The following is a 26500-nucleotide window of genomic DNA, read 5'->3' on the forward strand; positions in this document are numbered from 1 at the left end:
CTCGTAGGTCTCGTAGGTCTCGTAGGAAAGGACTGTCATGCGGCTTCGCTGTGCCGTGCTCGACGACTTCCAGGACATCGCCACCACGATCGCCGACTGGAGCCCCCTCCACGACCGCGTGGAGGTGACTTCCTTCACCGAGCACTTCGCCACGGAGGACGAACTGGCCGCGGCACTCGCGGACTTCGACATCGCGGTGACGCTGCGGGAACGCGTCCCGTTCCGCGCCTCCCTGCTCGACCGGCTCCCCCGGCTGAAGCTGATCGTCGCGTCCGGCATGCGCAACTCGGTCATCGACCACGCCGCCGCCGAACGCAACGGCGTCACGGTCTGCGGCACCCAGAGCTCCCCCACCCCGCCGGTGGAGCTGACCTGGGCCCTGCTGCTCGGACTGGCCCGCGGCATCGTCACGGAGAACAACGCCCTGCGCGCGGGCGGCCCCTGGCAGTCGACGGTCGGCGCGGACCTGTACGGCCGCCGCCTCGGCCTGCTCGGACTGGGCAGGATCGGCAGCCGGGTGGCGCGGGTGGGACTCGCCTTCGGCATGGAGGTCACGGCCTGGAGCCCGCACCTCACCAAGGAGCGCACGGACGAGGTGGGCGTCGAACTGGCCTCCTCGAAGGAGGAGTTGCTCCGCACCGGCGACTTCGTCTCGCTCCACCTCGTCCTGGGCGACACCACCCGGGGCATCCTGGGCGCCCCCGAACTGGCCCTGATGAAGCCGACCGCCCACCTGATCAACACCTCCCGCTCGGCACTCGTCGACCAGGACGCCCTGCTCACCGCGCTGCACGAGGGCCGGATCGCGGGCGCGGCCGTCGACGTCTTCGACACGGAGCCCCTCCCCGCCGACCACCCGGTGCGCACCGCCCCCCGCCTCCTGGCCACCCCGCACCTCGGCTACGTCTCCGAGCTCAACTACCGCACGTACTACGGCCAGGCGGTCGAGGACATCGAGGCCTACCTGTCCGGCACCCCGATCCGCCGTCTCGGCTGAGGCCGCGGGGCGCTAGAGTGTGCGTGTTGGCTTTCGACGCCCCCGCGGGAGCGTTCGAAGGCTTTTTTCATGCCTTCCGACACCTCCGAACCCACCACCACGTACCGCGCGTTGCTCGGCAACCGCGAGTTCGCCGGCCTGTACGCGAGCTTCACCCTCACGGTCGCCGCGAGCACGCTGTCGGGCTTCGCGCTCGCCACGCTGGTCGACCGGCGGACCGGCTCCCCGTTCCTGACGGCCGTGAGCATGTACGGCGCCACCTTCGCGACCGTGCTCGGCGCGATGACGCTGATGTCGGTCGCGGACGGGAACCGCCCCCGCCGCACCCTCGTCACGCTCCAGTGCGTCTCGCTGCTGGGCGTGGCCGCGCAGGCGGTCCCCGGACTGCCACTGGCCGTCCGCTTCTCCCTCCTCCTGGTGCTGGGCTTCTTCCAGTCCCTGGGGACCGGCACCCGGATGGGGCTGCTCGCCGAGGTGGTGCCGGCCTCCGCGTACGTCCCGGCGCGTTCCCTGATGAACATCACCTCGGGCGGCACGGCCGTCCTCGGCTACGCGCTCGGCGCCGTACTGCTGCGGTACCTGAGCCCGCAGGACGTCTTCGTCGCCGCGACGGCCCTGACCGGCGCCGGACTGGTCGTGGTGGCGACGACCGTCCGGGAACGCTCGATCCGCCCGCCCCGACGCCCCGGTCTGCGGCAGACCTGGACGGCGAACACCGCGCTCCTCTCCCGCTCCGGCCCGCGTGCGCTGCTGCTGAACCTGTGGGTCCCCAACGGACTGATCGTCGGCTGCGAGGCCCTGTTCATTTCCTACGCCCCCGACCACGCCGGCGTCCTCCTGGCCGCCGGATCCGCGGGCATGCTCCTCGGCGACCTGACCGTCGGACGGCTCCTCACCGCCGCCCTCCGGGACCGCTGCGCGTTCCCCCTGCGCCTGCTGCTCGCCGCCCCCTACCTGCTGTTCGCCCTCCACCCTCCCCTGCCGGTGGCGGCGGCCGCCGTGTTCGTGGCCAGTGCCGGTTTCGCCGCCACCCTCCCCCTCCAGGAACGGCTCCTGGAGCTGACCCCCGACCCGGTCCGCGGCCAGGTCCAGGGCGTCGAGTCGGCCGGCCGCATGACGTGGCAGGGCATCGGCGCCGCGCTGGCGGGCGGCATCGCCCAGCACCTCACCCCCGCCACGACGATCACCGCGCTCGCCGCGGTCTCCGTCACCGTCACGGTCCTCTCCCGCCCCTTCGTAACCCGCACCCGCGCCGTCCGCCTCGAAGAGACCGGCGGCTGAGCCCACCGACGCGCAACCCACCCGGTTCCGGTGCCGGATGCCGAAGGCCCGGAAGAACGTGCCACCGTCCGCGGTCAAGGACCGCCGGGTCACGGATCCGTGCCGGCGGGCGACGACCGCGCACGGGCGCGGAACGGCGCGGGAACCGCCGTTCCGGCCAGGGCGCGCCCGGTGGTGGTGCGCCGTGTTCGTCTCCGTCTGTAACAGGGATGTATTAGGCGGCAGTCGGTCGAAACTGCGGACGGACCGGACGGCTCTTGGTGTGCAGAAACGCTCGCCCGTACCGACGGGCCGGCACTCCGACCGACACCGAGGAAGACACACCATGCGCGTCAACAAGGTCACCATCGCAGCCCTGGCCGTCGTCGCGGGTCTCTCGCTCACCGCCTGCCAGAACGACGACGCCGCCGCCACGGACCGGAACAACGCGTCCTCCTCCTCGTCGAAGGGCGGCTCGACCTCCGGCGGCTCGGCCCAGGGCGCCGCGAAGGACTCCGCCGGGAACGGCGCCGCGGACGAGGGGCAGGGCACGGTCGCCGGGACGGGCTCCAACGAGAACGGCACGATCGGAAAGTGCCGCACCGACGAGCTGGAGGTCACGGCGCAGGACAACACCATCGGCGGCGACGAGGACAACACCGTCGCGGTGACGTTCACGAACGGCGGCGGCCGGGACTGCTCGATCGCGGGCTTCGCCGGTGTCGACCTGAAGACCGACGCGGGGACGGTGTCCGCGGAGCGCACGGGTGAGCCGGCCCCCGCGACCGTCCTGAAGGACGGCAAGTCGGTCTCCTTCTTCATCTCCTACCCGGCCAACGACACGGGCGGCTCCGGCGTCCGCGTCACCGGGCTCGTGGTGACCCCGCCGAACGAGACGAAGTCGGTCACCCTCGACTGGCCGGGCGCCGCCTCGCTGCCCGTCACGGACGGCTCCGGCACCCCGGTGAAGGTCGGCCCGATCGGCAGCGCCGGCCAGGGCGGCTGACCCGCCCCGCCGGCACCACGTCGTACGCCCCCCGGGCGCCGACGCGGCGAGCACCCGGGGCTCGCCCCCGAGTTCACGGGTGTGGGCCACATCCGCGCGTCCGTCGGCGCCCGTGGCCCGCCCGGCAGACCCCTCCCCCATACGGGCGAACGACACATGCGAACCCCGGAGTCGACTCATAGCGTGAGGGACGGCAACCCTCCGCACTCGCACTCCCCGGAGCCCTGTGTGCAGAAACTCCCGATACGACGCTCGAAGGCGCCCCGCCGGCACCGCATGGCCGTGACGGCCGTCAGCGGCATAGCGGCCGGCTGCACGGTTCTCTGTCCCGCGCCCACGGCTCTCGCCCGGCCCATGACGGCCGCCCCGGCGCCCACCGCACTGACCGCCCCACCGCCGCTCCCGGCGAAGGACGCGGCGAACGGCGGCGAGAACGTCCGCACCGTCACCGACGGCGACACCCTCTGGTCCATGGCGGAGGAGATCTACGGATCCGGAGCCAAGTGGCCCGACCTCTACCGCGCCAGCCGGGACGGCATCGAGAAGGCCGCGCGGGCCCACGGCTTCCCGTCGGACGACGACGGGCACCGCATCTTCGCCGGAACGGCCATCCGCACCCCCGCCTCCCCACGGGCGGGCGCCGCCACCCCGGACCGGGCCGACCCGCACGTCGCGCGGTTCCAGCGCCAGGTGGCACAGTCGGGGTACGTGTCCCAATCGGGCTCCGAGGCCGTGTTCGACCTGAACCGCAGGTACTGCGAGGGCACCCTGTTCAGCGGCATGTGGCCCAACCCCCAGTCGCCCTACATCGTCACCAACCTGCCCGAGGTACCGGGGCAGACGGCCAACACCAACCCACCGGTGACCTGGCGCCTGCGCGAGGACGAGGCCGTGGTCCTGATCGGGACGACCCCGCCGCCGGAGGCCTACTTCTCCTTCGACCTCACCATGGTGAGGGGGTCACTGCACACCGGCCCGGTCCTGTGGCCCGCGGTCGGCGACCCGGTCAACAGGGGAACCGTGAAGACGGCCGGCCCCACCCCCTTCGGGCAGCCGTTCGCCCTCGTGATGACGGGGCACGAGCGCACGCGGGCCGAGGTGCACGAGATGCTGGCCGCCTCCGGGCTCGGCGGCGCGATCAACGACGCGACCGTTCCCCCGGCCATGTTCCGCCTGGGCCTCGGCGAGGACGCCGACCAGTTCCTGCTCGGCATCCGCACGGCCGCGCCCGAGCCCGGCTTCGAGAAGGCACTCGACGCCTACCGCGACGCGCCCCCGCTCCAGATCCTGCGGGTCCGGCCGAAGGGCACCTCCGCCGACCAGACGAAACCGGTGTACGCCCCCGCCCCGCTTCCCGTCCCCCGGCTGCGCACCGCCGGGACCGGGGCCACCGAACTCGACCTCAACCCCAGCCTGCAGAAGCTGCGGCAGCGCATCATCGCCGCCCACCCGGGGTTCGAGGCACGCGACGTGGCGATGGAGCGCGGGTTCGAGCAGTCGTACCCGGGGCTGCAGTCCAACAAGGTGATCGATCCGCCCACGCCGGGCATCGGCGCCCTGTCCAACGACGCCGACGACCCGCTGAGCCCGAGCTTCAGCCTCCCGGACGGCTCCTTCGTCGTCGCCTACGGCACCAACCACGTGGCCACCCGGCAGGCGAGCTACTCCAGCATCTCGCTCTACGCCGACGAGGAGGCCGCCGTCTCGGTGGCCGCCAAGAACCACCGGGACCTGCGGGGCACCGCCCGTGACTACCTCCCCGACAGCCCGGACGCGGACAAGCTCTACGCCTGGACCTTCAGCCGCGCCGGCGACACCGGGCCGACCGGACCCCACGTCACCGAGCTGCCGTCCGCCGGCGCCGACTTCTGCGCCCAGTACGGCGCCGACCGGCCCGTCGACATGAGCCGCATGCAGGCGGTGGCACGCGCCTACATGCAGCCCGAGACCCTCACCCACCCCGCTCTCTCCTCGCTCCTCCTGGACCGTCTGCTGGTCTTCACGCCCAAGTCGAAGTCCAAGTAGGACGCGGCCCCGAGGCACGGATCCGTCCGCGAGGAACGACGAGGCGGAGCGCCCCCGAAAGGGACGCTCCGCCTCAAGCGATCGCCCCACTGAGACCGAACTCACCGGCCGAGGTCAAACTCCGCCCACACGGTCTTGCACGGCACCGGACCCGTTCGCACGCCCCAGCGGTCGGCCAGCTCCCCGACCAGGAGCAGGCCGTATCCGGATTCGCCGGGCTCCGCCCCGCCGACCGCCCGCTCCTGCGGCGGCAGTTGATCACCCCGGGGGTCGGTGACCTCGATGCGAAGGGTGCCGGGCGCCGTGACGGTGAGACCGAGCCGGAAGCCGCGCCCTGCCACCCGCCCGTGCAGCACGGCGTTGGCCGCGAGTTCCGCGACGACCCCCCGGGCCGGGTCCAACGGCACTCCCCAGGCCTCCAGTCGCTCGGCGGCCAGCAGACGGGCGAGCCGTGCGCCCCGGCGGGTGGCGGAGAGCGGCACGGAGTACTGGTGGAGCGGGGTGCGCGGTGCGACGGTTTCCTGATTCACATCACCCAGGGTGGCCGTAGAACCACTTGCCGTGAAGACGGGAAGCCCGTGCGACCGACGGCTGTCCGTGAGGTGCCCGGTCCCGTCCGGGCTGCCCGGTGCGGCAGGCCTCCCCTCAGGGCGTCGGCAGCGGCAGGCAGGGCATCCGGGGGTGCCGCAGGTGCTGCCCGCCGTCGTGGACGCACAGGGTGAAGGTCTCCGGTCCCGGCCGCCCTGCCGCGTCGTGGACGTCGACGACCCGCTCGACGCTCTCCCACAGCCTGACCGGTCCGCCCTCCCGCACCCACCAACCGCCGTCGCCGTCGCCGTCGCCGTCGGGGGTCAGCGTGGCGGCCGACCCGCTGACCACGTCGACCAGGTGCACGATGTCGCCGACGGTGGTCAGTTGCACGTCGGGCACCGCGCTCTGCACGAGGAAGCGCAGGTGGAAGGCCTCCTCGGTCGCGGCGGTGATCCGCTCGGGCCCGTGCCGGGCATCCCGTGCCCTGCCCGGCAACCCTGCCGCCCAGTGGGCGGGGTTGCCGAAGGCCGGCGCCGCGTGCGTACGGGCCGGCATGAAGGAGACCGTGCCGCCCAGCAGGCGCCCCTCGGCGGTGCCGTCCCCGGCGACCGTGAGCAGGACGCGGGCGTACCCGTGGAGCCGGCCGGAGAGCGTCAGCAGGATCTTCCCGCCCGGCCGGGTCTGGGCGACCAGGGCCGGGGGCACGGCGCGGAAGGAACAGGCGGCGACGATCCGGTCGAACGGGGCCTCGGGCCAGTACCCGTACAGCCCGTCCGCGACCGCGAGGGTGGGCGCGTAACCGCAGCCGTGCAGCGCGCTCGCGGCCCGCTCCAGCCGGTGCGGATCCACCTCGACGCTCGTGACCCCGCCGGAACCGAGGCGTTCGCAGGCGAGCGCGGTCGAGTACCCCGTCCCCGTGCCGATCTCCAGCACCGCGTGCCCCTCCCGCACGTCGGCGTCGGCCCACATCCGCACCACGAGCGACGGCAGGGTGGAGGACGAGGTCGGCACCCCTCCGTGCCGCTCGGCCGGGTGCTCCCAGTCGGGTTCGTCACCGTCGAACTGCGTGATGAGCGTGGTGTCGGAGTACGCGGCGGCCAGCCAGCGGCCGTGGTCGAGCGCGGCGGTGACCGGCTGCCACACGGTCAGCCCCTGCCCGTCACGCTCCTCGCCGGGCAGGTAGAACCCGGGCACGAACCGGTGCCGGGGCACCGCCTCGACGGCCGCCTGCCAGGCCGGATCGTCCAGCGCCCCGCGTACGGCGAGGTCCTCCGTCATGACGGCGCGCAGCCGCGCGGCATCGGTTTCGAGGTCAACGGGCGACGTCATCATGAACGGCCCTTCCTTTCCACGGTGAGGAGGTCGGCGAACGCCTCGGTGATGTCCTCGGCGTCGGGAAGCCAGCCCCACTGTCCGTTCGGGTTGCACTCGATCGCCGTCCAGTGTTCCGGGTCGTCCCCGTCCCCGGTGAGCGCGAAGTCGAAGCAGCCGAAGAGCAGACCGAACGAGGCCAGGTAGGAGTGCAGCGCCGCCTCGACGGGCGGCGGCACGGTGATCGGGGCGTGGAGCAGGGCGCCCCAGTCGCCCCGGCGCCAGTCCAGCGCGCCGTCGGGCGCGGCGACCTGCTGGGCGAAGACACGACGGCCGACCACGGTGACGCGTACGTCACCGGTCTTGGGGATCTCGGTTTGGAACAGGTGGGCGGTCACGCCGAGCGTGTCGTCGAAGGTCTCCGGGTCGACCCGCTGGGTCCAGATCGCTCCGGTGCGCCCGTCGGCGCCGGCCGGCAGACCACGGAACGTCTTGCAGACGACGGGTCCGTGCTCGGCGGCGAACTCCCGCGCCGCCTCCGGGTCGTTGGTGATCAGCGTCGGAGGAATCTCCATCCCGAGCCGGGCGAACCTCCGGAGCTGGGCGGGCTTGGACTCCGCACGGGCCACCGCGGCCGGGTGGTTGACGTACCGGGCGCCGGACAGGGCGTTCAGGACGCCGCCGAGCCCGTGCCGTGCCTCGGTGGCGGCGAAGTCCCGCTGCTGCCGGGGCAGATGTGCGAACCGGGTGCCGTACGGAGTGGGACGGCGGTAGTACACCGCCGTCACCTCCCCCGGCTCCACCTCCCGGCTCGCCGTACGCAGCCGGCCGCTCCACGCCGGACGGTCCGCGTCGAGGCGGAAGCCGAACGTCAGGTCCGGCCCGATGTCTGCGGGGTCGACGCGGACGACGGGCACCCCGCGCACGTTCAGCGCGGCGACGACCGCGTCCGCCGTGACGTCCTCCAGCGCGGTGACGACCAGGACGGTGGAAGCCATCGGTCAGTCCGATTCGTAGTCGGTGGTGCTGTCGTCCTGCGTCTGGGGCTGCGGACCGTTCCCGTCACCGCCCCCGGACACGGAGGCGGTACCGGTCGTCCTCGACGTCCCGTGCTTGCCCATCTCGACCGGCCACCCGGCGGTGTCGGCGTAGCAAGCGGTCTGCGTGACGGGGTCGAGCGTCACGGTCGCGTACGGCGGCGGCCCGACCGGCAGCCGGTCGGTGACCAGGCGCAGCGCCCAGGGGGCCTCGGGGGCGAGTGTCGTCATGGGGGTCCCTTCTCTGTCCGCGATGCGGAGTTCCAGATTCTCGCCACTCAGTGTGCTCGCGCGTGTGCACACTGTGCATACAGGCAGCTCGTACGGCCGACGGCTGTACGCCGGCTGCCCGGTTTCTGTCCGCCCTGCCCGGGGTGACCGGGCGCGGGCGGCCGGAGTTGGTCCGGGGAAGGGCGCGCGACGGGAGGCGGCGAACATGAGCGGGTGGGAAGCGGGGCTGGACGACGAAGAGGCCGGGGCCGTGATGCGGACGGTCACCCGGCAGTTGAAGCTGTGGCGGGAGGCGGCCGGCCTCACCCAGGCCGAGTTCGGGGCGGCGATCAAGTACGGGGAGGAGATGGTCTCCTGTGTGGAACGGGGGCGGCGGATTCCCCGGCCGGAGTACTTGGACGCGGCGGACGAGGTGCTGGGGGCGGGCGGGAAGATCGCCGCGATGAAGAAGGACGTGGCGGAGATCCGGTACCCGAAGAAGGTGCGGGACTTGAAGAACCTGGAGGCGGAGGCCACAGAACTGTGCGCCTATAACAACTCTGTCGTCCATGGACTGCTGCAGACCGAGGAGTATGCACGGGCAGTGCTCAGCGCCCGCCGTCCGCCCTTCACCGCCGACCAGTTGGAACAGCAGGTGTCGGCCCGCGTGGCGCGACAGGAGATCGTCGGCGACACGACAGCCCAGGCCGTCTTCAGTTTTGTCCAATGCGAGTCGACGCTTCGTCGGCCCATCGGCGGCAAGATGGTGATGCGTGGGCAACTCGAACGTCTGTTGGAGGTCTGCGCGTTCCGCAACGTCGACCTTCAGGTACTGCCTCTGAACCGCGAGGAGAACTCAGGGCTCGACGGCTCGTTCAGGTTGCTCAGGCTCAGGGACGGCACCACGGTCGGTCATGTCGAGGTGGCGCACATCAGTCGCGTGATCGCGGAGCCGAAAGAGGTGCAACTCCTGGACATCCAGTATGGAATCATCCGGGCACAGGCTCTCAGCCCACGGGAGTCGATGGCCCTCATCGAGAAAGTGCTTGGAGAGACATGAAGCTGGAGTGGATAAAGAGCAGCTACAGCACGTCCAGCGGTCCAGACTGTGTTGAGGTGGCCACCCCGGACGAGAGTCACGTCTTCGTCCGCGACTCCAAGAACCCCGCAGGCCCTCGCCTCGATCTCACCTCAGCCGCTTGGTCGGCCTTCCTGCCGTACGCCTCCGGAAACTGACGCAGCGACAACATGGGGACCACACCCTAGTTCGTGGGTGCGGTCCCCGTTTGTGTGTCAGTCGGCGACCGGAGCCGCCTCCGTCGCCAGCCCTTCTCCCCGAGCCTGCTGCAAGGTCTCCGCGATCGCGGCGAACTCCTCCAGCGCGGCCTGGAGGTCCTCGACGATCTCGGCGGCCAGTACCTCGGGCGCGGGCAGGTTGTCCGCGTCGTCGAGACTGGGGTCGCGGAGCCAGGTGATGTCGAGGTTGGCCTTGTCGCGGGCGATCAGTTCCTCGTAGGTGTACGCCTTGAAGCGTTCCGTCTCGACGCGCTTGGAGCGGTCCTCGTCGGGGCGGTAGCACTGCACGAAGTCTTCGAGGTGGGCCCGGGTGAGCGGGTTCTGCTTGAGGGTGAAGTGCTGGGCGGTACGGAAGTCGTAGACCCACAGCTTCTCGGTCCACGCCTTCTCGGGGCGGGCCGGCTTGCGTTCGAAGAACAGCACGTTGGCCTTGACGCCGCCCGCGTAGAAGATGCCGGTGGGCAGGCGCAGCAGCGTGTGGACGTCGTACTCCTTCAGCAGGCGCCGACGGATGGTCTCACCCGCGCCGCCTTCGAAGAGGACGTTGTCCGGGACGACGACCGCAGCCCGGCCGTGGATCTCCAGCAGTGAGGCGATGTGCTGGACGAAGTTGAGCTGCTTGTTGGTCGTGGTGACCCAGAAGTCGCGGCGCTCGTAGGCGATCGCCTCGCGGGCGGCGGAGCCGTCGTCGCCGTAGACGGTGATCGACGACTTCTTGCCGAAGGGTGGGTTCGCCAGGACCAGGCTCGCGCGCTTGGTGGGCGGGGCGATGAGGGCGTCCCGGTCGTGGATGAGGGTGGGCCCGGTGGGCTGACCGATGCCGTGCAGGAAGAGGTTCATCGCAGCGAGACGGGCGGTGTTCCTGACCAGCTCGGTGCCCCAGATGCCGCCGCTACTGAGGTGCTTGCGCTGCTCGGGGGTGAGGCGGTTGCCGTACTCGTTGAGGATGTACTCGGCAGCGGCGAGCAGGAAGCCACCGGTTCCGCTGGCGGGGTCGGTGATCGTGTCGTCAGGGGTGGGGCGGACGCAGTCGATGATGGCCTGGATCAGGGGACGCGGGGTGAAGTACTGACCCGCGCCCGACTTGATGTCCTCCGCGCCGCGGGAGAGCAGTTCCTCGTAGGCGTCGCCCTTGATGTCGGTCTTCTGACCGGACCAGCTCTCCTTGTCGATCAGGTCCTTGACCAGGCGCTTGAGCTTGGCGGGGTCGTGGATGCGGTTACGGGCCCCGTTGAAGATCAGGTGGAAGGTCGTGCCCTTGCGCTGAGCCCCGAGGTCTTCGAGGAGCTGCGTGTAGGCGGCTTCGAGCTCGGCACCGTCGTTGTTCAGCAGCTCCGGCCAACCACGGCCCTCCCAGACGGTCCCCTCAGGCATGATCTGCTCGCGGAACATCGGCGGGCGGGACTGCGCCTCGTGCGCCATCTTGAGGAAGACGAGGAGAGTCAACTGCTCGACGTAGTCGATGGTGGAGACACCGTCGTCCCGCAGGACGTGGCAGTAACTCCAGAGCTTGTCGACGAGCCGACGGGCCTCGGTCGTGGTCACGAGGGGATCTCCAGGTCAAGGGTGGGCTGAGTGGCGGTGGCGAGGGCGGGGGCGTCAGCCCTGGGCTGCGGAGGTGCGTCCGGCGCGGGTGCGGTGTCCGGCGCTTGCTTCCGCTGAGCAGGCGCCCGGCGAGGGCTCCGGCGCCGGGGCTTGGTGGCTCCGGCCGCTTCCCGCTCCGCGCGGATGCGGGTGAGCAGGGCTTCGGCAGGCTCGTCGGCGGAGTTCTGGGAAACCAGACGGCCTGCGAAAGCCTCAGCAAGGAGGGAGCGGCGTAGGGCTTCCGCCCATTTCTCAGCCCGAGTCAAGGCCTCTTGCAAGCGACGCACCTTGGATACCCGCTCGCTCACCTCCCCCATAACTCGAACTTGCAGGTTTTCAGGCGGAACCGGAATTCTGACCTCGTCGCGGAAACGCGCCAGGCTTACCTTGCGCTGCGCCACACCACGAGTTGCTGCTTCGATTTGTCGGCGCACTAGTGTCGAATTTACCGCAACTGCAAGGTAATCAACATTCCAACATTCCGAGGGGCGCAATCGGATACAGTCGGCTGTGACAATTCCATCTTCCACCTCTCGGTAAGCAGCAGCATCCCCGGGAGGCTCTCCCATTTTAGTAATGAGAAGATCACCGAACACTGCGGAGTGGGATTTCAGCTCTTCGGCTTTTCGCTGCGAAACATATCTGGTGGATTTGAAGTTACCCGATCGAATGTTGCGCACGAACACCAGCGGCACACCAGAATCTTCATAATCAGACACCTTGAGATTACTCCCGAAGGGACCAATCACGATGTTCTCTTTGGCCCCATCGGTGAGGTCGGAAGGCGTCCGCCACATCCAACCGTTCCTCAACTCCTCAGTCTTAGTACCACCCGAGACGTCACGCCAGCCATCAGCGACCCGCCCGCTTGCAGCATCGTCATAGATGGACTGTAGAAGTCTTGTGGTCTCCCTCTTGGCTGTATGCACCGACGCCACTGCCGCGTCAAGTCGCGACAACTGCTCTTCGAGCGCAGCAACGATACGCCACTGCTCCTCAAGGGGTGGCAGCGCAAGGCTTACGCGTTTCAACTTCGCTGTACTCAGAGTATGCAACCCACTGGTCGATGCTGCCACACGCCGAAGCTGCCCAGAAACCGTCGACGAGTTCCATAGAAGCTCGAGAAATTTAGCCGAGATAGCGGGACCTGGACGCACCCGAATCAAGTGATTCTGGTGCACACAATTTTCAATCTCGCCACTCCATCGAGCTGCCCTACCAAGCTGAGAGACACTCCCGTTCCCCTCCACGACCAGGAGATCGCCGGGACGCAGAACGAACCTTTCCAGCTCACCCTCGAACAGCTCGACCTCATGCACATCTTCAAGGTCGAGCGTCCCACTGCCGACGTTGGCGACCCGGAGAAAGGGAAACTTGTTTTCAACGGGACGCCGCTTCTGCTGCTTCTGGATACCTCCCTGAACCTCGGCGATCTCGTCGAGGTTTACTCGTACCCAGCCGCTAGGCAAACCGCTCACGCACCCAACTCCCGTCCCAGCTCATCCAAAATCTCAGCCCCCCGATCCGCCCCGAACTCCCGAAGGAACCCGTCCACGCCCCCGCGCTCGATGAAGGGTACGTCCTTCAAATGCTCGGGCTCGATCGCCGCATCCGTCGCTATCACGTCGACCATGCGGTCCAGCCACCACACCTGGCCCTCCGTGAAGGAGGCCCCCGCCTGCTCCTGCCGGGCCCGCCACGCCGCGTACCGTTCCTCCACCAGCGCCCGGTACAGCCGTACCTCCTCCTCCAGTCCCAGCTCGAACCGCAGCAGCCCGATCAGGTCGACCACTCCCGCGGCCCCCCGCGGATGCCGGGCCGCCTTCCCCAGCTGCACGTACGCGTCGTACAGCCGCCCCGGAGTCCACTGGAACGGGGGACGCTCGATCTTCCGGGCGAGGTCCTTCAGCCGCCGGTAGACCTCCTTCGGATCGCGCCGCTCGCTGAACGCGATGTTGAACGCGGCGATCTCGTCCCGGTGGTCGTCGAGGTACTGCTTCCAGGACGTCACCCGCCGCATCGCCAGCTCATCCGCCGTGACGCCGCGCGCCTCCTTCACCTCGTCCACGCTCACCTCGTCTATGACGATGTCGTGGGCGCGACGCATGGACATGAGCCGGTCCCGCAGCTCGCGGTTGGAGGCGATCGGCTTCAGCGCGTCCAGCATCTCCTGCCGTACCTGCGCCTGCCCGCCGATCCGCCGGGCCCGCTCCTGCTGGTCGGGGTCGACGGACCGGACCAGCCCGCCCACGATCTCCCGCAACGGCTGGCCGGCCAGTTCCTCGACCTCTTCCCGCTCCTCGGGCGTGAGCTGCCGGTCGAGCCGTGCCAGGCGCCCGGCCAGCGTGGCAACCTCGTCCTCGGTCATCGCCAGGCCCGCCGTCTTGGCCATCAGCCGCTCCAGCGGGATCTTCCGCTCGGAGACCCGGACCAGCGGGCGCGCGTCCACGCGCGGGGAGTCCGTGACGCCCACCGCGTCGACGATGACGAACCGCTCCTTGACCTCCGCGTCCGGCGTGACCGCCTGGAACTCCGCCGGGTCGATGGTCCGCGAGCCGCGCCCCTTCATCTGCTCGAAGTAGGCCCAGCTCTTCACGTCCCGCAGGAAGAAGACACACTCCAGCGGCGGGATGTCGGTCCCCGTGGCGATCATGTCGACGGTCACCGCGATGCGCAGCTCGGGGCTGTTGCGGAACGCCTTGATCAGCTCGGCCGGCCGCTTCGCCGCGTGCGTGATCTTCCGGCAGAAGTCGTCGCTCTCCCCGAAGACCTGCCGCACCATCTGGACGATCTCGTCGGCGTGGTTGTCGTCCACGGCGAAGATCAGGGTCTTGGGCACGTGCGTGCGCGCCCGCTGCGCCTCCCCCTCCCCCACCGGCGGGAAGATCTCCGTGAACAGGTGCTTGCGGAACGTCTCGACGACGAGCTTCAACTGCCCCTTGCTGATGACCTGACGCCCCAGCTGGGACGCCTTCCACTCCAGGTCCTCCTCCAGCTCCTGGTACCGCTCGCGCCGCGTCTTGCGCTCCCGCATCGGGACGACCGTCTCCGCCGGGATCGTCCCGCCGTTCTCCCCCAGCTCCGTACGGATGCGGAAGACGTCGAAGTCGACGTTGACGCCGTCGGCGACGGCCTGCTCGTACGGGTACTCGCTGACCAGGTTCTGGAAGAAGAAGCCGAAGGTCTGCTTGACCGGGGTGGCGGTCAGGCCGACCAGGTGGGCGTCGAAGTACTCCAGGACCGCGCGCCACTTGCCGTAGATGGAGCGGTGGCACTCGTCGACGACGATCAGGTCGAACGCCTCGGGCGGCAGGTCCGGGTTGTAACCGACCTCCACCGGCTCGTCGACCAGGTCGTAGCGGTCCAGGGCCGCGTCCTCGCGGTCGGCGCTCGGCACCTCGCGGCCCGTCAGCGCCAGCCACAGCCGCTGCACCGTGGACACCACCACGTGCGCCGATCCCAGCACGGTGTCCCCGGCGAGCCGCTGCACGACGTACAGCTCGGTGAACTTGCGGCCGTCGTCCGGGGTGTCGAAGTTCTCGAACTCGGTGGCGGCCTGGCTACCGAGGTTGTTGCGGTCGACCAGGAACAGGATGCGCTTGGCGCCCGCGTGCTTGAGCAGCCGGTAGCTCTCGCTGACCACCGTGTACGTCTTGCCGGCACCGGTCGCCATCTGGATCAGGGCACGCGGGTCGTCCTTGGCGAGGGAACGCTCCAGGCCGTTGATGGCCGTAACCTGGGCCGGGCGCAGGTCCTCCGGGTCGAGGAAGGTCTCCGGCAGACGGCGCATCCGGGCCCGCAGGGTCGGCGCGCTGTGGTCGGCCTCGGCCTCCTCCACCCAGCGGGCGATCGTGTCCGGTCGGTGCACGGCGAAGACATCACGGGTACGCGGGGACGGGTCGAGCGCGTTATGGAAGCGCACGGTGTTGCCGTCGGCGACGTACCGGAAGGGCAGGCTGGCCCGCCAGGCGCTGAGCTGCTGGCTGCGGGTGAGGCCGGTGGCGTAACGAGAGGCCTGCTCCATGGCGGCCTCCAAGTCGGCGCCCTCCCGCTTGGCCTCTATGACGCCGACCAGGCGCTGCTCGACGTAGAGGAGGTAGTCGGCGCGTCCCACGGCGGTGGAGACCTCCCGGACGGCGACGCCCCTGCCCGCGAAGAGGTTCTTGGCGACGTCGTCCTGAACGACCCAGCCCGCCTTCTCCAGGACGCGGTCCAGCTCGGCGCGGACCTGCGCCTCGCTCATCGGCGGGCGGGCCGCCTTCTGCGCCTGCGCGATGAACTCGTCGCGCCGCGAGGCCCCGTCCAGGGGGCGGGCGGCCGAGCGGGACTCCATAGCCGGAGCCGTCAGCTCGGTGATCTTGTCGCTCAGCTCGGCGATCAGGTCGTGCAGCGCGGCCCGCTCGGCATCCGCGCGGGCCAGCTCCGCCTCGGCCTGCTCGCGGGCGGCCCGCTCGCGCTCCAGGCGGCTCTGCTTGCCGTCGTAGCTGAGCCGGGCCTCCTCCAACTTCCGGCGATATGCGTCGAGTTCGGTACGCAATTGCTCCAGCTCGCGCTGGTCGGCGACGGACTCGGGCGCGGGCGCGGCGGAGGGCGGTGCGGGTGCCAGGAACACCCGGTGCGTAGTGTCGGACTGGTCCAGGGAGCGGTGCAGCCAGTCGCCGAGGCGGAAGCACAGCTCCACGGACTGGAGCGCTTCGCGGACGTTGGCGTAGTACTCGTGCACCGCCCGATTGCCCGTCGTACGGATCGCCTCGAACCAGGCACGTACCTGCGGGACGAGGACGTCGGCCCTGGTGAGCGCGTTGATCCGGTCGACCTGCCGGGGCCCCGGCACGGTGACGCCGAGGAGCGTGACCAAGTGCCGGGCCATGATCTCGCCGAAGAGGCGGGCCTTCACCATGGCCGCGTGCGGGTCGGTGTGGACGTACGACTCGGCGGAGCAGCCCAGCGTCACCAGTAAAGGCTCGTGCCGGAGCAGGTGACCGAAGTTGGACGAGCCCGCAGCCAACCGTGCGACCTGCTCGTCGTCCCCACCCGACGAACCGCCGACCAGCGCCGTCACCATGTACTTCCCCCCAGGTCCCTGGTCACCGTGTCAATGATCAAAGCCTTGCAGGATGACATGAACAGGTATGCCTGGCAAGGGATTCGAGAGAAGCAAGGCCTGCGAGTGGAGCGTTTCTCCAGAGCCGCGCGCCGGCCACCTGCGGGTTTCGGGCAGGCCGATGGAGAACCGCTCCGATCGTCGACCCACCACCGCACAACCCGAGCCGCAACGCACAGCGGCGGGGCGCGCCGTCACGGCACACCCCGCCGCCCGTCGGGATCAGGTCGTCGACCGACGCCTGCGCGCCCCCGGCCGCCGCTCGCTCGGCCGGGTCACCGGGTCACCGGCGTCCAGCGCCGCCAGCCGGCGGCGCGTGCCGAAGTCGGCCAGGGCCTCCGCCAGCTTGTGGACCGACGGCTCCGGAGCCATCACGTCGACCCGCAGGCCGTGTTCCTCCGCCGTCTTCGCCGTCGCCGGGCCGATGCAGGCGATCACCGTGACGTTGTGCGGCTTGCCCGCGATGCCGACCAGGTTCCGGACCGTCGAGGACGACGTGAACAGCACCGCGTCGAAACCGCCGCCCTTGATCGCCTCACGGGTGTCCGCCGGGGGCGGCGACGCGCGGACCGTGCGGTAGGCGGTCACGTCGTCGACCTCCCAGCCCAGCTCGATCAGGCCCGCGACCAGCGTCTCCGTGGCGATGTCGGCGCGCGGCAGGAAGACGCGGTCGATCGGGTCGAAGACCGGGTCGTACGGAGGCCAGTCCTCCAGCAGGCCCGCCGCCGACTGCTCACCGCTCGGCACCAGGTCCGGCTTCACGCCGAAGGCGATCAGCGCGTTGGCCGTCTGCTCGCCCACCGCCGCGACCTTGATGCCCGCGAAGGCACGGGCGTCGAGGCCGTACTCCTCGAACTTCTCGCGGACCGCCTTCACCGCGTTGACCGACGTGAACGCGATCCACTCGTAGCGGCCCGTCACCAGGCCCTTGACCGCCCGCTCCATCTGCTGCGGGGTGCGCGGGGGCTCCACGGCGATCGTCGGGACCTCGTGCGGCACGGCGCCGTACGAGCGGAGCTGGTCGGAGAGCGACGCCGCCTGCTCCTTCGTCCGCGGCACGAGCACCTTCCAGCCGAACAGCGGCTTGGACTCGAACCAGGACAGCTGGTCGCGACGGGCGGGGGCGCTGCGCTCACCGACCACGGCTATCACCGGCCGGCCGCCCTCCGGGGAGGGCAGCACCTTCGCCTGCTTCAGCGTCTGCGCGATCGTGCCGAGCGTCGCCGTCCAGGTGCGCTGCCGGGTCGTCGTACCGGCGACGGTCACCGTCAGCGGGGTGTCGGGCTTGCGTCCGGCGGACACCAGTTCGCCCGCCGCGGCGGCCACGGAGTCGAGCGTGGTGGAGACGACCACCGTGCCGTCCGACGCCCCGACCTCCGTCCAGCAACGGTCCGAGGCCGTACGCGCGTCCACGAAACGGACGTCCGCGCCCTGGGCGTCACGCAGCGGCACACCGGCGTACGCGGGTACGCCGACCGCCGCCGCGACACCGGGGACGACCTCGAACGGCACCCCGGCCGAGGCGCACGCCAGCATCTCCTCGGCGGCGTACGTGTCGAGCCCGGGATCACCGGACACCGCACGCACGACCCGCCTGCCGCCCCGCGCGGCCTCCATGACAAGATGTGCCGCATCCCGCATCGCGGGGGCACTGATGGTTGTTGACGCGCCGTCAACGACCGTCAGCTGGGGCGTGCCCGTGCCCGGATCCGACGTGTCGGAGTCCGTGTGCACTTCGGCGACGCCCTGCCTCGCGTGCGTGCGTACGACGTCGAGCACCTCGTGCTCGGCGACGAGGACGTCCGCGTTCGCCAGCGCCTCCACGGCGCGCAGGGTCAGCAGTCCCGGATCCCCGGGTCCGGCACCGAGGAAGGTGACGTGCCCGTGTTCCGGAGGGGCGGGAAGGGTGGTGGGGCTCACTGTGCTCGCTCCCCCATCAGACCGGCCGCGCCCTGCGTGAGCATCTCGGCGGCGAGTTCGCGACCGAGCGTCATCGCCGCCTCGTGCGTCTCGGGCACGGGACCGGTGGTGGACAGCTGCACCAGCGTCGAGCCGTCGGTCGAACCGACGACGCCGCGCAGGCGCATCTCCTTGACAGACTGCCCGTCGGTCAGGAGATCGGCCAGCGCCCCCACGGGTGCGCTGCAGCCGGCCTCCAGAGCGGCGAGCAGGGAACGCTCGGCCGTCACGGCGGCCCGCGTGAGCGGGTCGTCGAGTTCGGCGAGCGCGGCGATCAGCTCCGCGTTGTCCGCGGTGCATTCGATCGCCAGTGCCCCCTGGCCGGGGGCGGGCAGCACCGTGTCGACCGACAGGAAGTCGGTCACCTCGTCACTGCGTCCGATCCGGTTCATTCCGGCGGCGGCCAGCACCACGGCATCCAGTTCGCCCTTCAGGACGTACCCGATGCGGGTGTCGACGTTGCCCCGGATCGGGACCGTCTCGATGTCCATGCCGTGGCTGCGCGCGTACGCGTTCAGCTGCGCCATGCGGCGCGGCGAACCCGTGCCGACGCGGGCGCCGCGCGGCAGGTCGGTGAGCTTCAGCGCGTCGCGCGTGACCATCACGTCGCGCGGGTCCTCGCGCACCGGAACGGCCGCCACGACCAGTTCGTCGGGCTGCGTGGTCGGCAGGTCCTTCAGCGAGTGCACCGCGAAGTCCACCTCGCCCCGCACCAGTGCCTCGCGCAGCGCGGCGACGAACACACCCGTGCCGCCGATCTGCGCGAGGTGCTCGCGCGAGACGTCGCCGTACGTGGTGATCTCGACGAGCTCGACGGGCCGTCCGGTCACCTGGCTCACGGCTTCCGCCACCTGCCCGGACTGGGCCATGGCGAGCTTGCTCCGCCTGGTCCCCAGCCTCAGTGCCTTCTCAGTCATGCCGGCCCTCGGTTCCTTGCGTTCTTCTCGGTGCTTTCCTCGGCTCGGGAGACGGAGGCCACCGTCTCGGGGTCGAGGTCGAACAGGGTGCGCAGCGCGTCCGCGTACCCGGCGCCGCCGGGCTCGGCCGCGAGCTGCTTGACCCGTACCGTCGGCACGTGGAGCAGCTTGTCGACCACCCGCCGCACGGTCTGGGTGATCTCCGCGCGGTGCTTGTCGTCCAGGCCGGGAAGCCGCCCCTCCAGGCGGGCGATCTCGCCGGCCACCACATCGGCCGCCATGGTGCGCAGGGCGACGACGGTCGGCGTGATGTGCGCCGCCCGCTGTGCCGCCCCGAACGCGGCGACCTCGTCGGAGACGATACGCCGCACCTGGTCCACATCGGCAGCCATCGGAGCGTCCGCGGAGGCTTCCGCGAGCGATTCGATGTCGACGAGGCGCACGCCGGCCAGCCGGTGCGCCGCCGCGTCGATGTCGCGCGGCATCGCCAGGTCCAGCAGGAACAGCACGGGCTCGGGGCGCGGCGGCTCGGCCACCGGCTCCGGGCGGCGCCGCTCGGGGATCCGGCCGACGGTGGACGCGGTCGCGGCGAGCGCGCCGATCAGCTCGGCGTCGGCCTCCGGACCGCTGCGGCCGGTCCGACGGCGGTCGACGGTCGTGCCCGCGGCCCACGCGGCGTGCTGCTCCAGCGTCGCCGCGTCCATGCCGGCGACGGCGGCCTCGCCCATCACGGAGAAGCCGGGCCGTACGGCGGACAGGTCCAGCGGGCAGCCCTCCTCCGTGCCCACGGAGGTGGGCGGGAGCGGTGCCTCCTCGACCGGGGCGGTCTCGACGGCCGGCTGCTCGCCGACCCGGCCCTCGACGCCCCCGGCGATCGCGTCGGCCGTGAGGACCAGTCCCGTCGCGCCGGTGCAGGAGACGACGACGTCGGCACGTGTCAGCTCGAACGGCACCGATCCCATCGGGACCGCGCGGGCCAGCACGTCCGTGTCGTCACCCTCGGCGAGACCCTGCCCGTGCTGCTCTTCGAGCAGGTGTGCGAGACGCTCGGCACGCTCGGGCGTGCGGTTGGCGATCACGATCTCGCCGACACCGGCCCGCGCGAGCGTGGCCGCGGCCAGCGAGGACATCGAACCGGCGCCGATGACCAGCGCCTTCTTGTCCCGCGCCCAGGTCTCGACGGGCGCGCCGACGGCGAGCTGCTCCAGGCCGAAGGTGACCAGGGACTGCCCGGCGCGGTCGATACCGGTCTCGGAGTGGGCCCGCTTGCCGACCCGCAGCGCCTGCTGGAACAGGTCGTTCAGCAGCCGTCCGGCGGTGTGCAGTTCCTGCGCGCGGGCGAGCGCGTCCTTGATCTGGCCGAGGATCTGGCCCTCGCCCACGACCATCGAGTCAAGGCCGCAGGCCACCGAGAACAGGTGGTGGACGGCCCGGTCCTCGTAGTGCACATAGAGATAAGGAGTGAGCTCCTCCAGGCCGACCCCGCTGTGCTGGGCGAGCAGCGTGGACAGCTCGGCGACACCGGCGTGGAACTTGTCCACGTCGGCGTAGAGCTCGATGCGGTTGCAGGTGGCGAGGACCGCGGCCTCGGCGGCGGGCTCCGCGGCGACCGTGTCCTGCAGCAGCTTGATCCGCGCGTCCACGCCCAGCGAGGCCCGCTCCAGCACGCTGACCGGCGCGCTGCGGTGGCTCAGTCCGACGACGAGGAGACTCATGCCGGCATCACGGCGGGTACGTCCCCGTCGGGCCCCTGGCCGGTGGCGGACTGCTTGCGGGGGGCGGCCGGGGCGGCGACGGGCTCGGCCGTGGCCTCCTCGCCGGCCTTGCGCTGCTCGTGGAAGGCGAGGATCTGCAGCTCGATGGAGAGATCCACCTTGCGCACGTCGACACCGTCCGGGACGGTCAGCACGGTCGGCGCGAAGTTCAGGATGGAGGTGACGCCGGCGGCCACGAGACGGTCGCAGACCTGCTGGGCGGCGCCGGCGGGGGTGGCGATCACGCCGATCGACACGCCGTTGTCCGTGATGATCGTCTCGAGCTCGTCGGTGTGCTGCACCGGGATGCCGGCGACGGGCTTCCCGGCCATCGCGGGGTCGGCGTCGATCAGCGCGGCGACCCGGAAACCGCGGGAGGCGAACCCGCCGTAGTTGGCGAGGGCGGCCCCGAGGTTGCCGATTCCCACGATCACGACCGGCCAGTCCTGGGTCAGGCCGAGTTCGCGGGAGATCTGGTACACGAGATACTCGACGTCGTAGCCGACGCCCCTGGTCCCGTACGAGCCCAGGTAGGAGAAGTCCTTGCGCAGCTTCGCGGAGTTGACCCCCGCGGCGGCCGCCAGCTCCTCCGAGGAGACCGTGGGCACCGAGCGCTCGGAGAGCGCGGTGAGGGCGCGGAGGTACAGCGGAAGGCGGGCGACGGTGGCCTCGGGAATCCCTCGGCTACGGGTCGCCGGTCGGTGAGTTCGGCCAGTTGCCACGGTGCTCCTGCGGGTAGAGCGGGGCTTCAGGCGGTCATACGTCAGGTCATACGTCCCCGGACCGCCCCGTCGAATGCAGGCTATGTCTTTGTGAACGCGTGCACAAAGATTGTGTCCGATTTGCCCGGCCAACGTGACCGGGGTCACGCGCCCTCGGCACACTCGCGGGGAACCGGCGCACGAGCGCCGCCGTTCCTTTTCTTCTGGGGGCAAAACCGCACACTCTCCTCTGTGAATCCCGCCCCCGAGACCAAACCGCCATCGATCCTAAGCGACTTTCCGGCCGGTTTGGACTGGTCGGTCAGTCGGTGAGGGCCCTACGGAGACGGTCCTCGTTCACGCGCCAGAAGGTGTGCTGGCGGCCGTCGACGAGGACGACGGGGATCTGCTCCCAGTACCGGTCGTGCAGATCCTGGTCCTGGGTGATGTCCTTGCGCTCCCACGGGACGCCGAGCTCCTCGCACACCTTCTCCACCACCACCTGCGCGTCGTCGCACAGATGGCAGCCGGGCTTGCGCACGAGGGTGACGAGCCGGTCCTGCGGGGCGGCCGGGGTGTTACGGCGGAAGAGTGGGCTCATACGGGCCATTGTGGCGCCCGCCTTAACGCCTCGGACCCGGAGAGTTCACGACGCTCGAACCTCTCGGCTCCGGAACATCCGCGCCGACTGGCTATGCTCACGCCATGGCCGCTCTCGGATGGCTCACTCCCCGTAGGCGCTCCGCCACGGCACGCAGCGTGTTGGCAGGCGAGGCCTCGGCGGAGGCAGCACGCAAGTCCACCCAGGAAATTTCCGAACGCGAACCGGAGTTCCCGGTCGTCGGGGACGAACGGGCCGCCGCGTTCTTCGACCTGGACAACACGGTGATGCAGGGCGCCGCCCTGTTCCACTTCGGGCGGGGACTGTACAAGCGGAAGTTCTTCGAGACGCGCGACCTGGCCCGGTTCGCCTGGCAGCAGGCGTGGTTCCGGCTGGCCGGGGTCGAGGACCCCGAGCACATGCAGGAGGCCCGCGACTCGGCGCTCTCCATCGTCCAGGGCCACCGCGTCTCCGAGCTGCAGTCCATCGGCGAGGAGATCTACGACGAGTACATGGCCGAGCGGATCTGGCCGGGCACCCGGGCGCTGGCACAGGCGCACCTGGACGCCGGGCAGCGGGTGTGGCTGGTGACGGCGGCACCGGTGGAGATCGCCCAGGTGATCGCGCGCCGGCTGGGGCTGACGGGCGCGCTCGGCACGGTGGCGGAGTCGGTCGACGGCGTGTACACGGGCAAACTGGTGGGTGAACCGCTGCACGGACCCGCGAAGGCGGAGGCGGTACGCGCCCTCGCCCTGGCGGAGGAACTGGACCTCGGCCGCTGCGCGGCGTACAGCGACTCGCACAACGACATCCCGATGCTGTCCCTGGTCGGCCACCCCTACGCGATCAACCCGGACTCCAAGCTCCGCAAGCACGCCCGCCGCATGGACTGGCGCCTACGCGACTACCGCACCGGCCGCAAGGCGGCCAAGGTCGGCATCCCGGCGGCGGCAGGCGTCGGCGCGGTGGCCGGCGGCACGGCAGCCGCCATCGCCCTCCACCGCAAACGCCGCTGACCACCGCCCACAACCCGCACAAGACCGCAGACACCCACACCACACCCCCGCGTCCCCGCGGGCAGTCGTGCCGCTGGGGCGGCACGGGTGGGCGCGACGGCACCCCGCAAACGCCGGGCCGCGCGACAACCCCCCGCCCGACCGCAGCACCGGACACCCGGCCGACCCCGCCGCACAGGCGGACGCGACGGCATCCGGCACACACCGGGCCGCGCGACAACCCCCCGCCCGACCGCAGCACCGGACACCCGGCCGACCCCGCCGCACAGGCGGACGCGACGGCACCCGGCACACACCGGGCCGCACCAGCACCCCCGCCCCGACACCGGACCCCCGTCAACCCCGCCGCAGCACCACGCCCCCGGTCAACCCCCATCCCCCCACCGGACCGACCACCGGGGACCGCTTCCGCCACCCCGCCCCCGAACCCGGCCAATCCAACTGCCTTACCCCACAACCCCCTTGCCCAGTCCTCTTGGCTGCACACGGCCACAACCCGCCCCACACCCACCCGAAACACGAGCCATTCCGGTCAACAACCGATCACCACATCGCCCCCGAACACCCATCAACCGGTTACGGAAACGACGTAATCGATGATTTGAGCAACTCGGTGTAGCAGAGCCTGCACGAAGCGTTATTCTCCTCAGACGCAATTCGGTACCCCCACCTAGCTACGACGGGTGAACGGTCCCGCACTGCACGTGATGGAAGCTCTGCCTCTGGGAGTCCCGTGTACCCACACGTCGGGGTTGACGCCTCGGGCCTGGCTAAGCTGCGCGCGACAGTCGCGACAGCCCGAGACCTGCTGCGCGGCATCGTCCCCGCCGCGCACACGGTCCCCGCATTCGCCACCGCCCCCGCCGCCGGCCCGTGCTACGCCCTCGCCGACGGCAGCGCCGCGGTCGGCGGACGGGGGTGCCGCTCCACAGCACCCTCCACACCCCCCGCCGCGGCGGCCAGGGGCGCGGCCAGGGGAGCCGCCGCCAGGACGACCACCGGCACCCCCGCCGCCCGCCGCCCCGCCGCCGACAGCGACAGTGCCCGGATGATGGACCTCGTCGAGCGCGCCCAGGCCGGCGAGGCCGAGGCCTTCGGCCGGCTGTACGACCAGTACAGCGACACCGTCTACCGCTACATCTACTACCGCGTCGGCGGCAAGGCGACCGCCGAGGACCTCACCAGCGAGACCTTCCTGCGCGCACTGCGTCGCATCGGCACCTTCACCTGGCAGGGCCGCGACTTCGGCGCCTGGCTGGTGACCATCGCCCGCAACCTCGTCGCCGACCACTTCAAGTCCAGCCGCTTCCGCCTCGAGGTCACCACCGGGGAGATGCTCGACGCCAACGAGGTCGAGCGCTCCCCCGAGGATTCCGTTCTCGAGTCCCTGTCCAACGCCGCCCTCCTCGATGCCGTACGACGACTCAACCCCCAACAGCAGGAGTGCGTCACGCTCCGATTCCTCCAAGGTCTGTCCGTCGCCGAGACCGCCCGCGTGATGGGCAAGAACGAGGGTGCCATCAAGACCCTCCAGTACCGGGCCGTCCGCACCCTCGCCCGACTCCTTCCGGACGACGCCCGCTGACCCGGACCCGTCCGTCCACCCGCCGACCGGAACACGATCCGCGACACCCAACTCACGGTAAGTGAAACCCGGTTGGCTTCCTCATTCGGTCACCCCGGGTCCGTAACCCAAGTGCCGCGCCACTCGTTGTGCGGGATACAGGCTCCCTGTGGTCACCCCCTGACCGACTTCGATCACTCGATCGTGTGGCCCTGGTCGGGGCGGGAACCCTCAGGACCCCCTGGGGAGTCGACCGTGATGACGAGAGGAGGTGCCGCCAGTGATCGCGAACGTATCGGCGCACCGGCGGGCGAACGCCTTCGCCCAGGCCCTGGAGGAGCAGTCCGACCGGGGCACGGCGGCCGAGCAGTCCGAAGGATCGGCACCGGCCCCGGCCGCCGCCGCGGAGACCGAGCAGGCACAGCTGCTCGCCCTGACCTCCGGCCTCGGCGCGCTGCCCAAACCGGAACTGGACCCCGAGGTCAAGGTCGTCCAGCGGGCCCAGCTGGTGGCCGCGTTCGAGGCCATGCTCCAGGAGGGCACCGCTGCGGGCGAGGCGACGCGTCAGGCCGTACCCGAACAGCGCTCGCGCCGGGCCAGGGGCACCCACCGGGCGACCCCGCTGGGCAAGCTGCGACCACGCTCGCGGCTGGCCAAAGGGCTCACCGCGGGCGGACTCACCGTCGGCGTCGCCGCCGGCGCCCTGGGCGGAGTCGCCGTCGCCAGCTCCGACGCCCTGCCCGGTGACTCCCTCTACGGAGTCAAGCGCGGCATCGAGGACGTCAAGCTCGGCCTCGCCGACGGCAACGACGAGCGTGGCCGGGTCTACCTCGACCACGCCTCCACCCGCCTCGGCGAAGCCCGCCGGCTGATGGAGCGCGACCGCGGCGGCACCCTCGACCACGAGTCCCTCGGCGAGGTCCGCCGCGCCCTGTCCGGCATGCGGCACGACGCAGCCGAGGGCCACCGGCTGCTGCGCGAGGCCTACCAGCGCGACCCGGACTCCCTGGGCCCCATGCAGGCGCTCTCCTCCTTCTCCCAGGCGCACCGCCAGAGCTGGGGCACCCTGCGCGACCGGCTGCCCGTACAGCTGGGGGACGTGAGTGAGCAGGTCTCGTCGGTGTTCGACGCCATAGAGAAAGACGTCGCCCCGCTGCGGTCACTGCTCCCCCAGCCCTCGACCGACGAGGACGGCGCGGAGCGGCGCGGCTCCGAGTCGACACCCGGCACCCCGTCGTCCGGCACGGGCTCCTCACAGTCCCCCGACACCGGCGACGGCACCTCCGGCGAGAGCGGCACCGGCAGCGCCGGCCCCTCCGGTTCCGCCGACACCGGCCGCGAGAGCGACGGCCTGCTCGGCGGCAACACCGGTGGCCTGCTCGACCCGCCCCAGGAAAGCGGCACCGTCTCCACCTCACCACCGGCGGAAGGCAGCATCACCCCACCCCCCGCCCCCGACATCACCCTCCCACCCCTCCTCCCCGGCCTCCTCCCTGGCCTGGGCATCGACAGCGAGGACGCCGAGTAGAACAGAACGCGCAGTTCCCCGCGCCCCTTCAGGGGCGCGGGGAACTGCGCAAACCAGGGGCGCGGGGAACTGCGCGAACAACCACAACCGGCCCGCACC

The 26500-nt window shown here is 70.8% G+C and carries 21 protein-coding genes; 9 read left to right on the forward strand and 12 right to left on the reverse strand.

The window, feature by feature from the left end:
• The first annotated feature begins 37 nt into the window (after positions 1–37).
• The 4 genes from ACIA6T_RS33310 (at position 38) to ACIA6T_RS33325 (ending at position 5288) form a co-directional block, all read left to right on the forward strand.
• On the forward strand, positions 38–997 hold the full coding sequence (locus tag ACIA6T_RS33310; protein WP_399450252.1) for a D-2-hydroxyacid dehydrogenase family protein: 960 nt from the start codon (positions 38–40) through the stop codon (positions 995–997).
• Between the two features lie 69 nt (positions 998–1066).
• Positions 1067–2278, forward strand: a complete 1212-nt coding sequence (locus tag ACIA6T_RS33315; RefSeq protein ID WP_399450253.1) for a hypothetical protein — start codon at positions 1067–1069, stop codon at positions 2276–2278.
• Positions 2279–2603: 325 nt separating this feature from the next.
• Positions 2604–3263: a DUF4232 domain-containing protein gene (locus ACIA6T_RS33320; RefSeq protein WP_399450254.1), complete on the forward strand. Its 660-nt coding sequence runs from the start codon at positions 2604–2606 to the stop codon at positions 3261–3263.
• A 183-nt stretch (positions 3264–3446) separates the two neighbouring features.
• Positions 3447–5288 (forward strand): LysM peptidoglycan-binding domain-containing protein, encoded by a 1842-nt coding sequence (locus ACIA6T_RS33325; protein WP_399450255.1) that lies wholly within the window; start codon positions 3447–3449, stop codon positions 5286–5288.
• 101 nt (positions 5289–5389) lie between these two features.
• Here the strand turns inward: ACIA6T_RS33325 and ACIA6T_RS33330 are convergent, their stop codons facing one another.
• From ACIA6T_RS33330 to ACIA6T_RS33345, 4 genes are all read right to left on the reverse strand, one after another.
• Positions 5390–5818, reverse strand: coding sequence for an ATP-binding protein (locus tag ACIA6T_RS33330; RefSeq protein ID WP_399450256.1), 429 nt, complete (start codon positions 5816–5818; stop codon positions 5390–5392).
• A gap of 115 nt (positions 5819–5933) precedes the next feature.
• A complete protein-coding gene (gene tgmC, locus ACIA6T_RS33335) occupies positions 5934–7148 on the reverse strand; it encodes an ATP-grasp peptide maturase system methyltransferase (RefSeq protein ID WP_399450257.1) in 1215 nt (404 codons plus the stop codon).
• Complete coding sequence (gene tgmB / locus ACIA6T_RS33340) at positions 7148–8128, reverse strand: ATP-grasp ribosomal peptide maturase (RefSeq protein ID WP_399450258.1); 981 nt, start codon at positions 8126–8128, stop codon at positions 7148–7150. The genes tgmC and tgmB overlap by 1 nt, the downstream gene beginning before the upstream one ends.
• Before the next feature lie 3 nt (positions 8129–8131).
• Positions 8132–8398 carry a putative ATP-grasp-modified RiPP gene (locus tag ACIA6T_RS33345; protein ID WP_399450259.1) on the reverse strand — a complete coding sequence of 89 codons (267 nt, stop codon included), beginning with the start codon at positions 8396–8398 and terminating at the stop codon, positions 8132–8134.
• A gap of 205 nt (positions 8399–8603) precedes the next feature.
• Here ACIA6T_RS33345 and ACIA6T_RS33350 point away from each other — a divergent pair, with 205 nt between their 5' ends.
• Together ACIA6T_RS33350 and ACIA6T_RS33355 are read left to right on the forward strand one after the other, a co-directional pair.
• A complete protein-coding gene (locus ACIA6T_RS33350; protein WP_399450260.1) occupies positions 8604–9437 on the forward strand; it encodes a helix-turn-helix domain-containing protein in 834 nt (277 codons plus the stop codon).
• Complete coding sequence (locus ACIA6T_RS33355) at positions 9434–9613, forward strand: DUF397 domain-containing protein (protein ID WP_077801058.1); 180 nt, start codon at positions 9434–9436, stop codon at positions 9611–9613. The genes ACIA6T_RS33350 and ACIA6T_RS33355 overlap by 4 nt, the downstream gene beginning before the upstream one ends.
• 57 nt (positions 9614–9670) lie before the next feature.
• Here ACIA6T_RS33355 and ACIA6T_RS33360 read toward each other — a convergent pair whose 3' ends face one another.
• The 8 genes from ACIA6T_RS33360 to ACIA6T_RS33395 all read right to left on the reverse strand — a co-directional run bounded on the left by ACIA6T_RS33360 (position 9671) and on the right by ACIA6T_RS33395 (position 22293).
• Entirely contained in the window at positions 9671–11218 is a 1548-nt protein-coding gene (locus ACIA6T_RS33360) for an N-6 DNA methylase (RefSeq protein WP_399450261.1), read from the reverse strand.
• Positions 11215–12735: a restriction endonuclease subunit S gene (locus tag ACIA6T_RS33365; protein ID WP_399450262.1), complete on the reverse strand. Its 1521-nt coding sequence runs from the start codon at positions 12733–12735 to the stop codon at positions 11215–11217. Before ACIA6T_RS33365 ends, ACIA6T_RS33360 begins: the two co-directional genes overlap by 4 nt.
• Complete coding sequence (locus tag ACIA6T_RS33370) at positions 12732–16322, reverse strand: DEAD/DEAH box helicase family protein (protein WP_399450263.1); 3591 nt, start codon at positions 16320–16322, stop codon at positions 12732–12734. The genes ACIA6T_RS33365 and ACIA6T_RS33370 overlap by 4 nt, the downstream gene beginning before the upstream one ends.
• Positions 16323–16583: 261 nt before the next feature.
• Positions 16584–18281, reverse strand: coding sequence for a uroporphyrinogen-III synthase (locus ACIA6T_RS33375; protein WP_399450264.1), 1698 nt, complete (start codon positions 18279–18281; stop codon positions 16584–16586).
• Entirely contained in the window at positions 18278–19237 is a 960-nt protein-coding gene (gene hemC / locus ACIA6T_RS33380; protein WP_399450266.1) for a hydroxymethylbilane synthase, read from the reverse strand. Before hemC ends, ACIA6T_RS33375 begins: the two co-directional genes overlap by 4 nt.
• Positions 19234–20952, reverse strand: coding sequence for a glutamyl-tRNA reductase (locus tag ACIA6T_RS33385; protein WP_399450267.1), 1719 nt, complete (start codon positions 20950–20952; stop codon positions 19234–19236). Before ACIA6T_RS33385 ends, hemC begins: the two co-directional genes overlap by 4 nt.
• Entirely contained in the window at positions 20949–21713 is a 765-nt protein-coding gene (locus tag ACIA6T_RS33390) for a redox-sensing transcriptional repressor Rex (RefSeq protein WP_399450268.1), read from the reverse strand. Before ACIA6T_RS33390 ends, ACIA6T_RS33385 begins: the two co-directional genes overlap by 4 nt.
• Before the next feature lie 301 nt (positions 21714–22014).
• Entirely contained in the window at positions 22015–22293 is a 279-nt protein-coding gene (locus ACIA6T_RS33395) for a glutaredoxin family protein (RefSeq protein ID WP_399450269.1), read from the reverse strand.
• A 104-nt stretch (positions 22294–22397) separates the two neighbouring features.
• Between ACIA6T_RS33395 and ACIA6T_RS33400 the strand changes: the two genes are divergently transcribed.
• From ACIA6T_RS33400 to ACIA6T_RS33410, 3 genes are all read left to right on the forward strand, one after another.
• Complete coding sequence (locus ACIA6T_RS33400) at positions 22398–23309, forward strand: HAD family hydrolase (protein WP_399450270.1); 912 nt, start codon at positions 22398–22400, stop codon at positions 23307–23309.
• Positions 23310–24042: 733 nt separating this feature from the next.
• Positions 24043–24894: an ECF subfamily RNA polymerase sigma factor, BldN family gene (locus ACIA6T_RS33405; protein WP_399450271.1), complete on the forward strand. Its 852-nt coding sequence runs from the start codon at positions 24043–24045 to the stop codon at positions 24892–24894.
• A gap of 259 nt (positions 24895–25153) precedes the next feature.
• Complete coding sequence (locus tag ACIA6T_RS33410) at positions 25154–26401, forward strand: DUF5667 domain-containing protein (protein WP_399450272.1); 1248 nt, start codon at positions 25154–25156, stop codon at positions 26399–26401.
• Positions 26402–26500 lie beyond the last annotated feature (99 nt).

This window comes from Streptomyces sp. NPDC051740, from assembly GCF_044453165.1.
Lineage (GTDB): Bacteria > Actinomycetota > Actinomycetes > Streptomycetales > Streptomycetaceae > Streptomyces > Streptomyces atrovirens.

What these genes read in the sequence shown, in the direction of transcription:
- ACIA6T_RS33320 (WP_399450254.1), top strand. Translation starts at nt 2,604, where the DNA reads ATGCGCGTCAACAAGGTCACCATCGCAGCCCTGGCCGTCGTCGCGGGT.
- ACIA6T_RS33315 (WP_399450253.1), top strand. Translation starts at nt 1,067, where the DNA reads ATGCCTTCCGACACCTCCGAACCCACCACCACGTACCGCGCGTTGCTC.
- ACIA6T_RS33355 (WP_077801058.1), top strand. Translation starts at nt 9,434, where the DNA reads ATGAAGCTGGAGTGGATAAAGAGCAGCTACAGCACGTCCAGCGGTCCA.
- ACIA6T_RS33385 (WP_399450267.1), bottom strand. Translation starts at nt 20,952, where the DNA reads ATGAGTCTCCTCGTCGTCGGACTGAGCCACCGCAGCGCGCCGGTCAGC.
- ACIA6T_RS33345 (WP_399450259.1), bottom strand. Translation starts at nt 8,398, where the DNA reads ATGACGACACTCGCCCCCGAGGCCCCCTGGGCGCTGCGCCTGGTCACC.
- hemC (WP_399450266.1), bottom strand. Translation starts at nt 19,237, where the DNA reads ATGACTGAGAAGGCACTGAGGCTGGGGACCAGGCGGAGCAAGCTCGCC.
- tgmC (WP_399450257.1), bottom strand. Translation starts at nt 7,148, where the DNA reads ATGACGTCGCCCGTTGACCTCGAAACCGATGCCGCGCGGCTGCGCGCC.
- ACIA6T_RS33395 (WP_399450269.1), bottom strand. Translation starts at nt 22,293, where the DNA reads ATGAGCCCACTCTTCCGCCGTAACACCCCGGCCGCCCCGCAGGACCGG.
- tgmB (WP_399450258.1), bottom strand. Translation starts at nt 8,128, where the DNA reads ATGGCTTCCACCGTCCTGGTCGTCACCGCGCTGGAGGACGTCACGGCG.
- ACIA6T_RS33400 (WP_399450270.1), top strand. Translation starts at nt 22,398, where the DNA reads ATGGCCGCTCTCGGATGGCTCACTCCCCGTAGGCGCTCCGCCACGGCA.
- ACIA6T_RS33350 (WP_399450260.1), top strand. Translation starts at nt 8,604, where the DNA reads ATGAGCGGGTGGGAAGCGGGGCTGGACGACGAAGAGGCCGGGGCCGTG.
- ACIA6T_RS33310 (WP_399450252.1), top strand. Translation starts at nt 38, where the DNA reads ATGCGGCTTCGCTGTGCCGTGCTCGACGACTTCCAGGACATCGCCACC.
- ACIA6T_RS33370 (WP_399450263.1), bottom strand. Translation starts at nt 16,322, where the DNA reads ATGGTGACGGCGCTGGTCGGCGGTTCGTCGGGTGGGGACGACGAGCAG.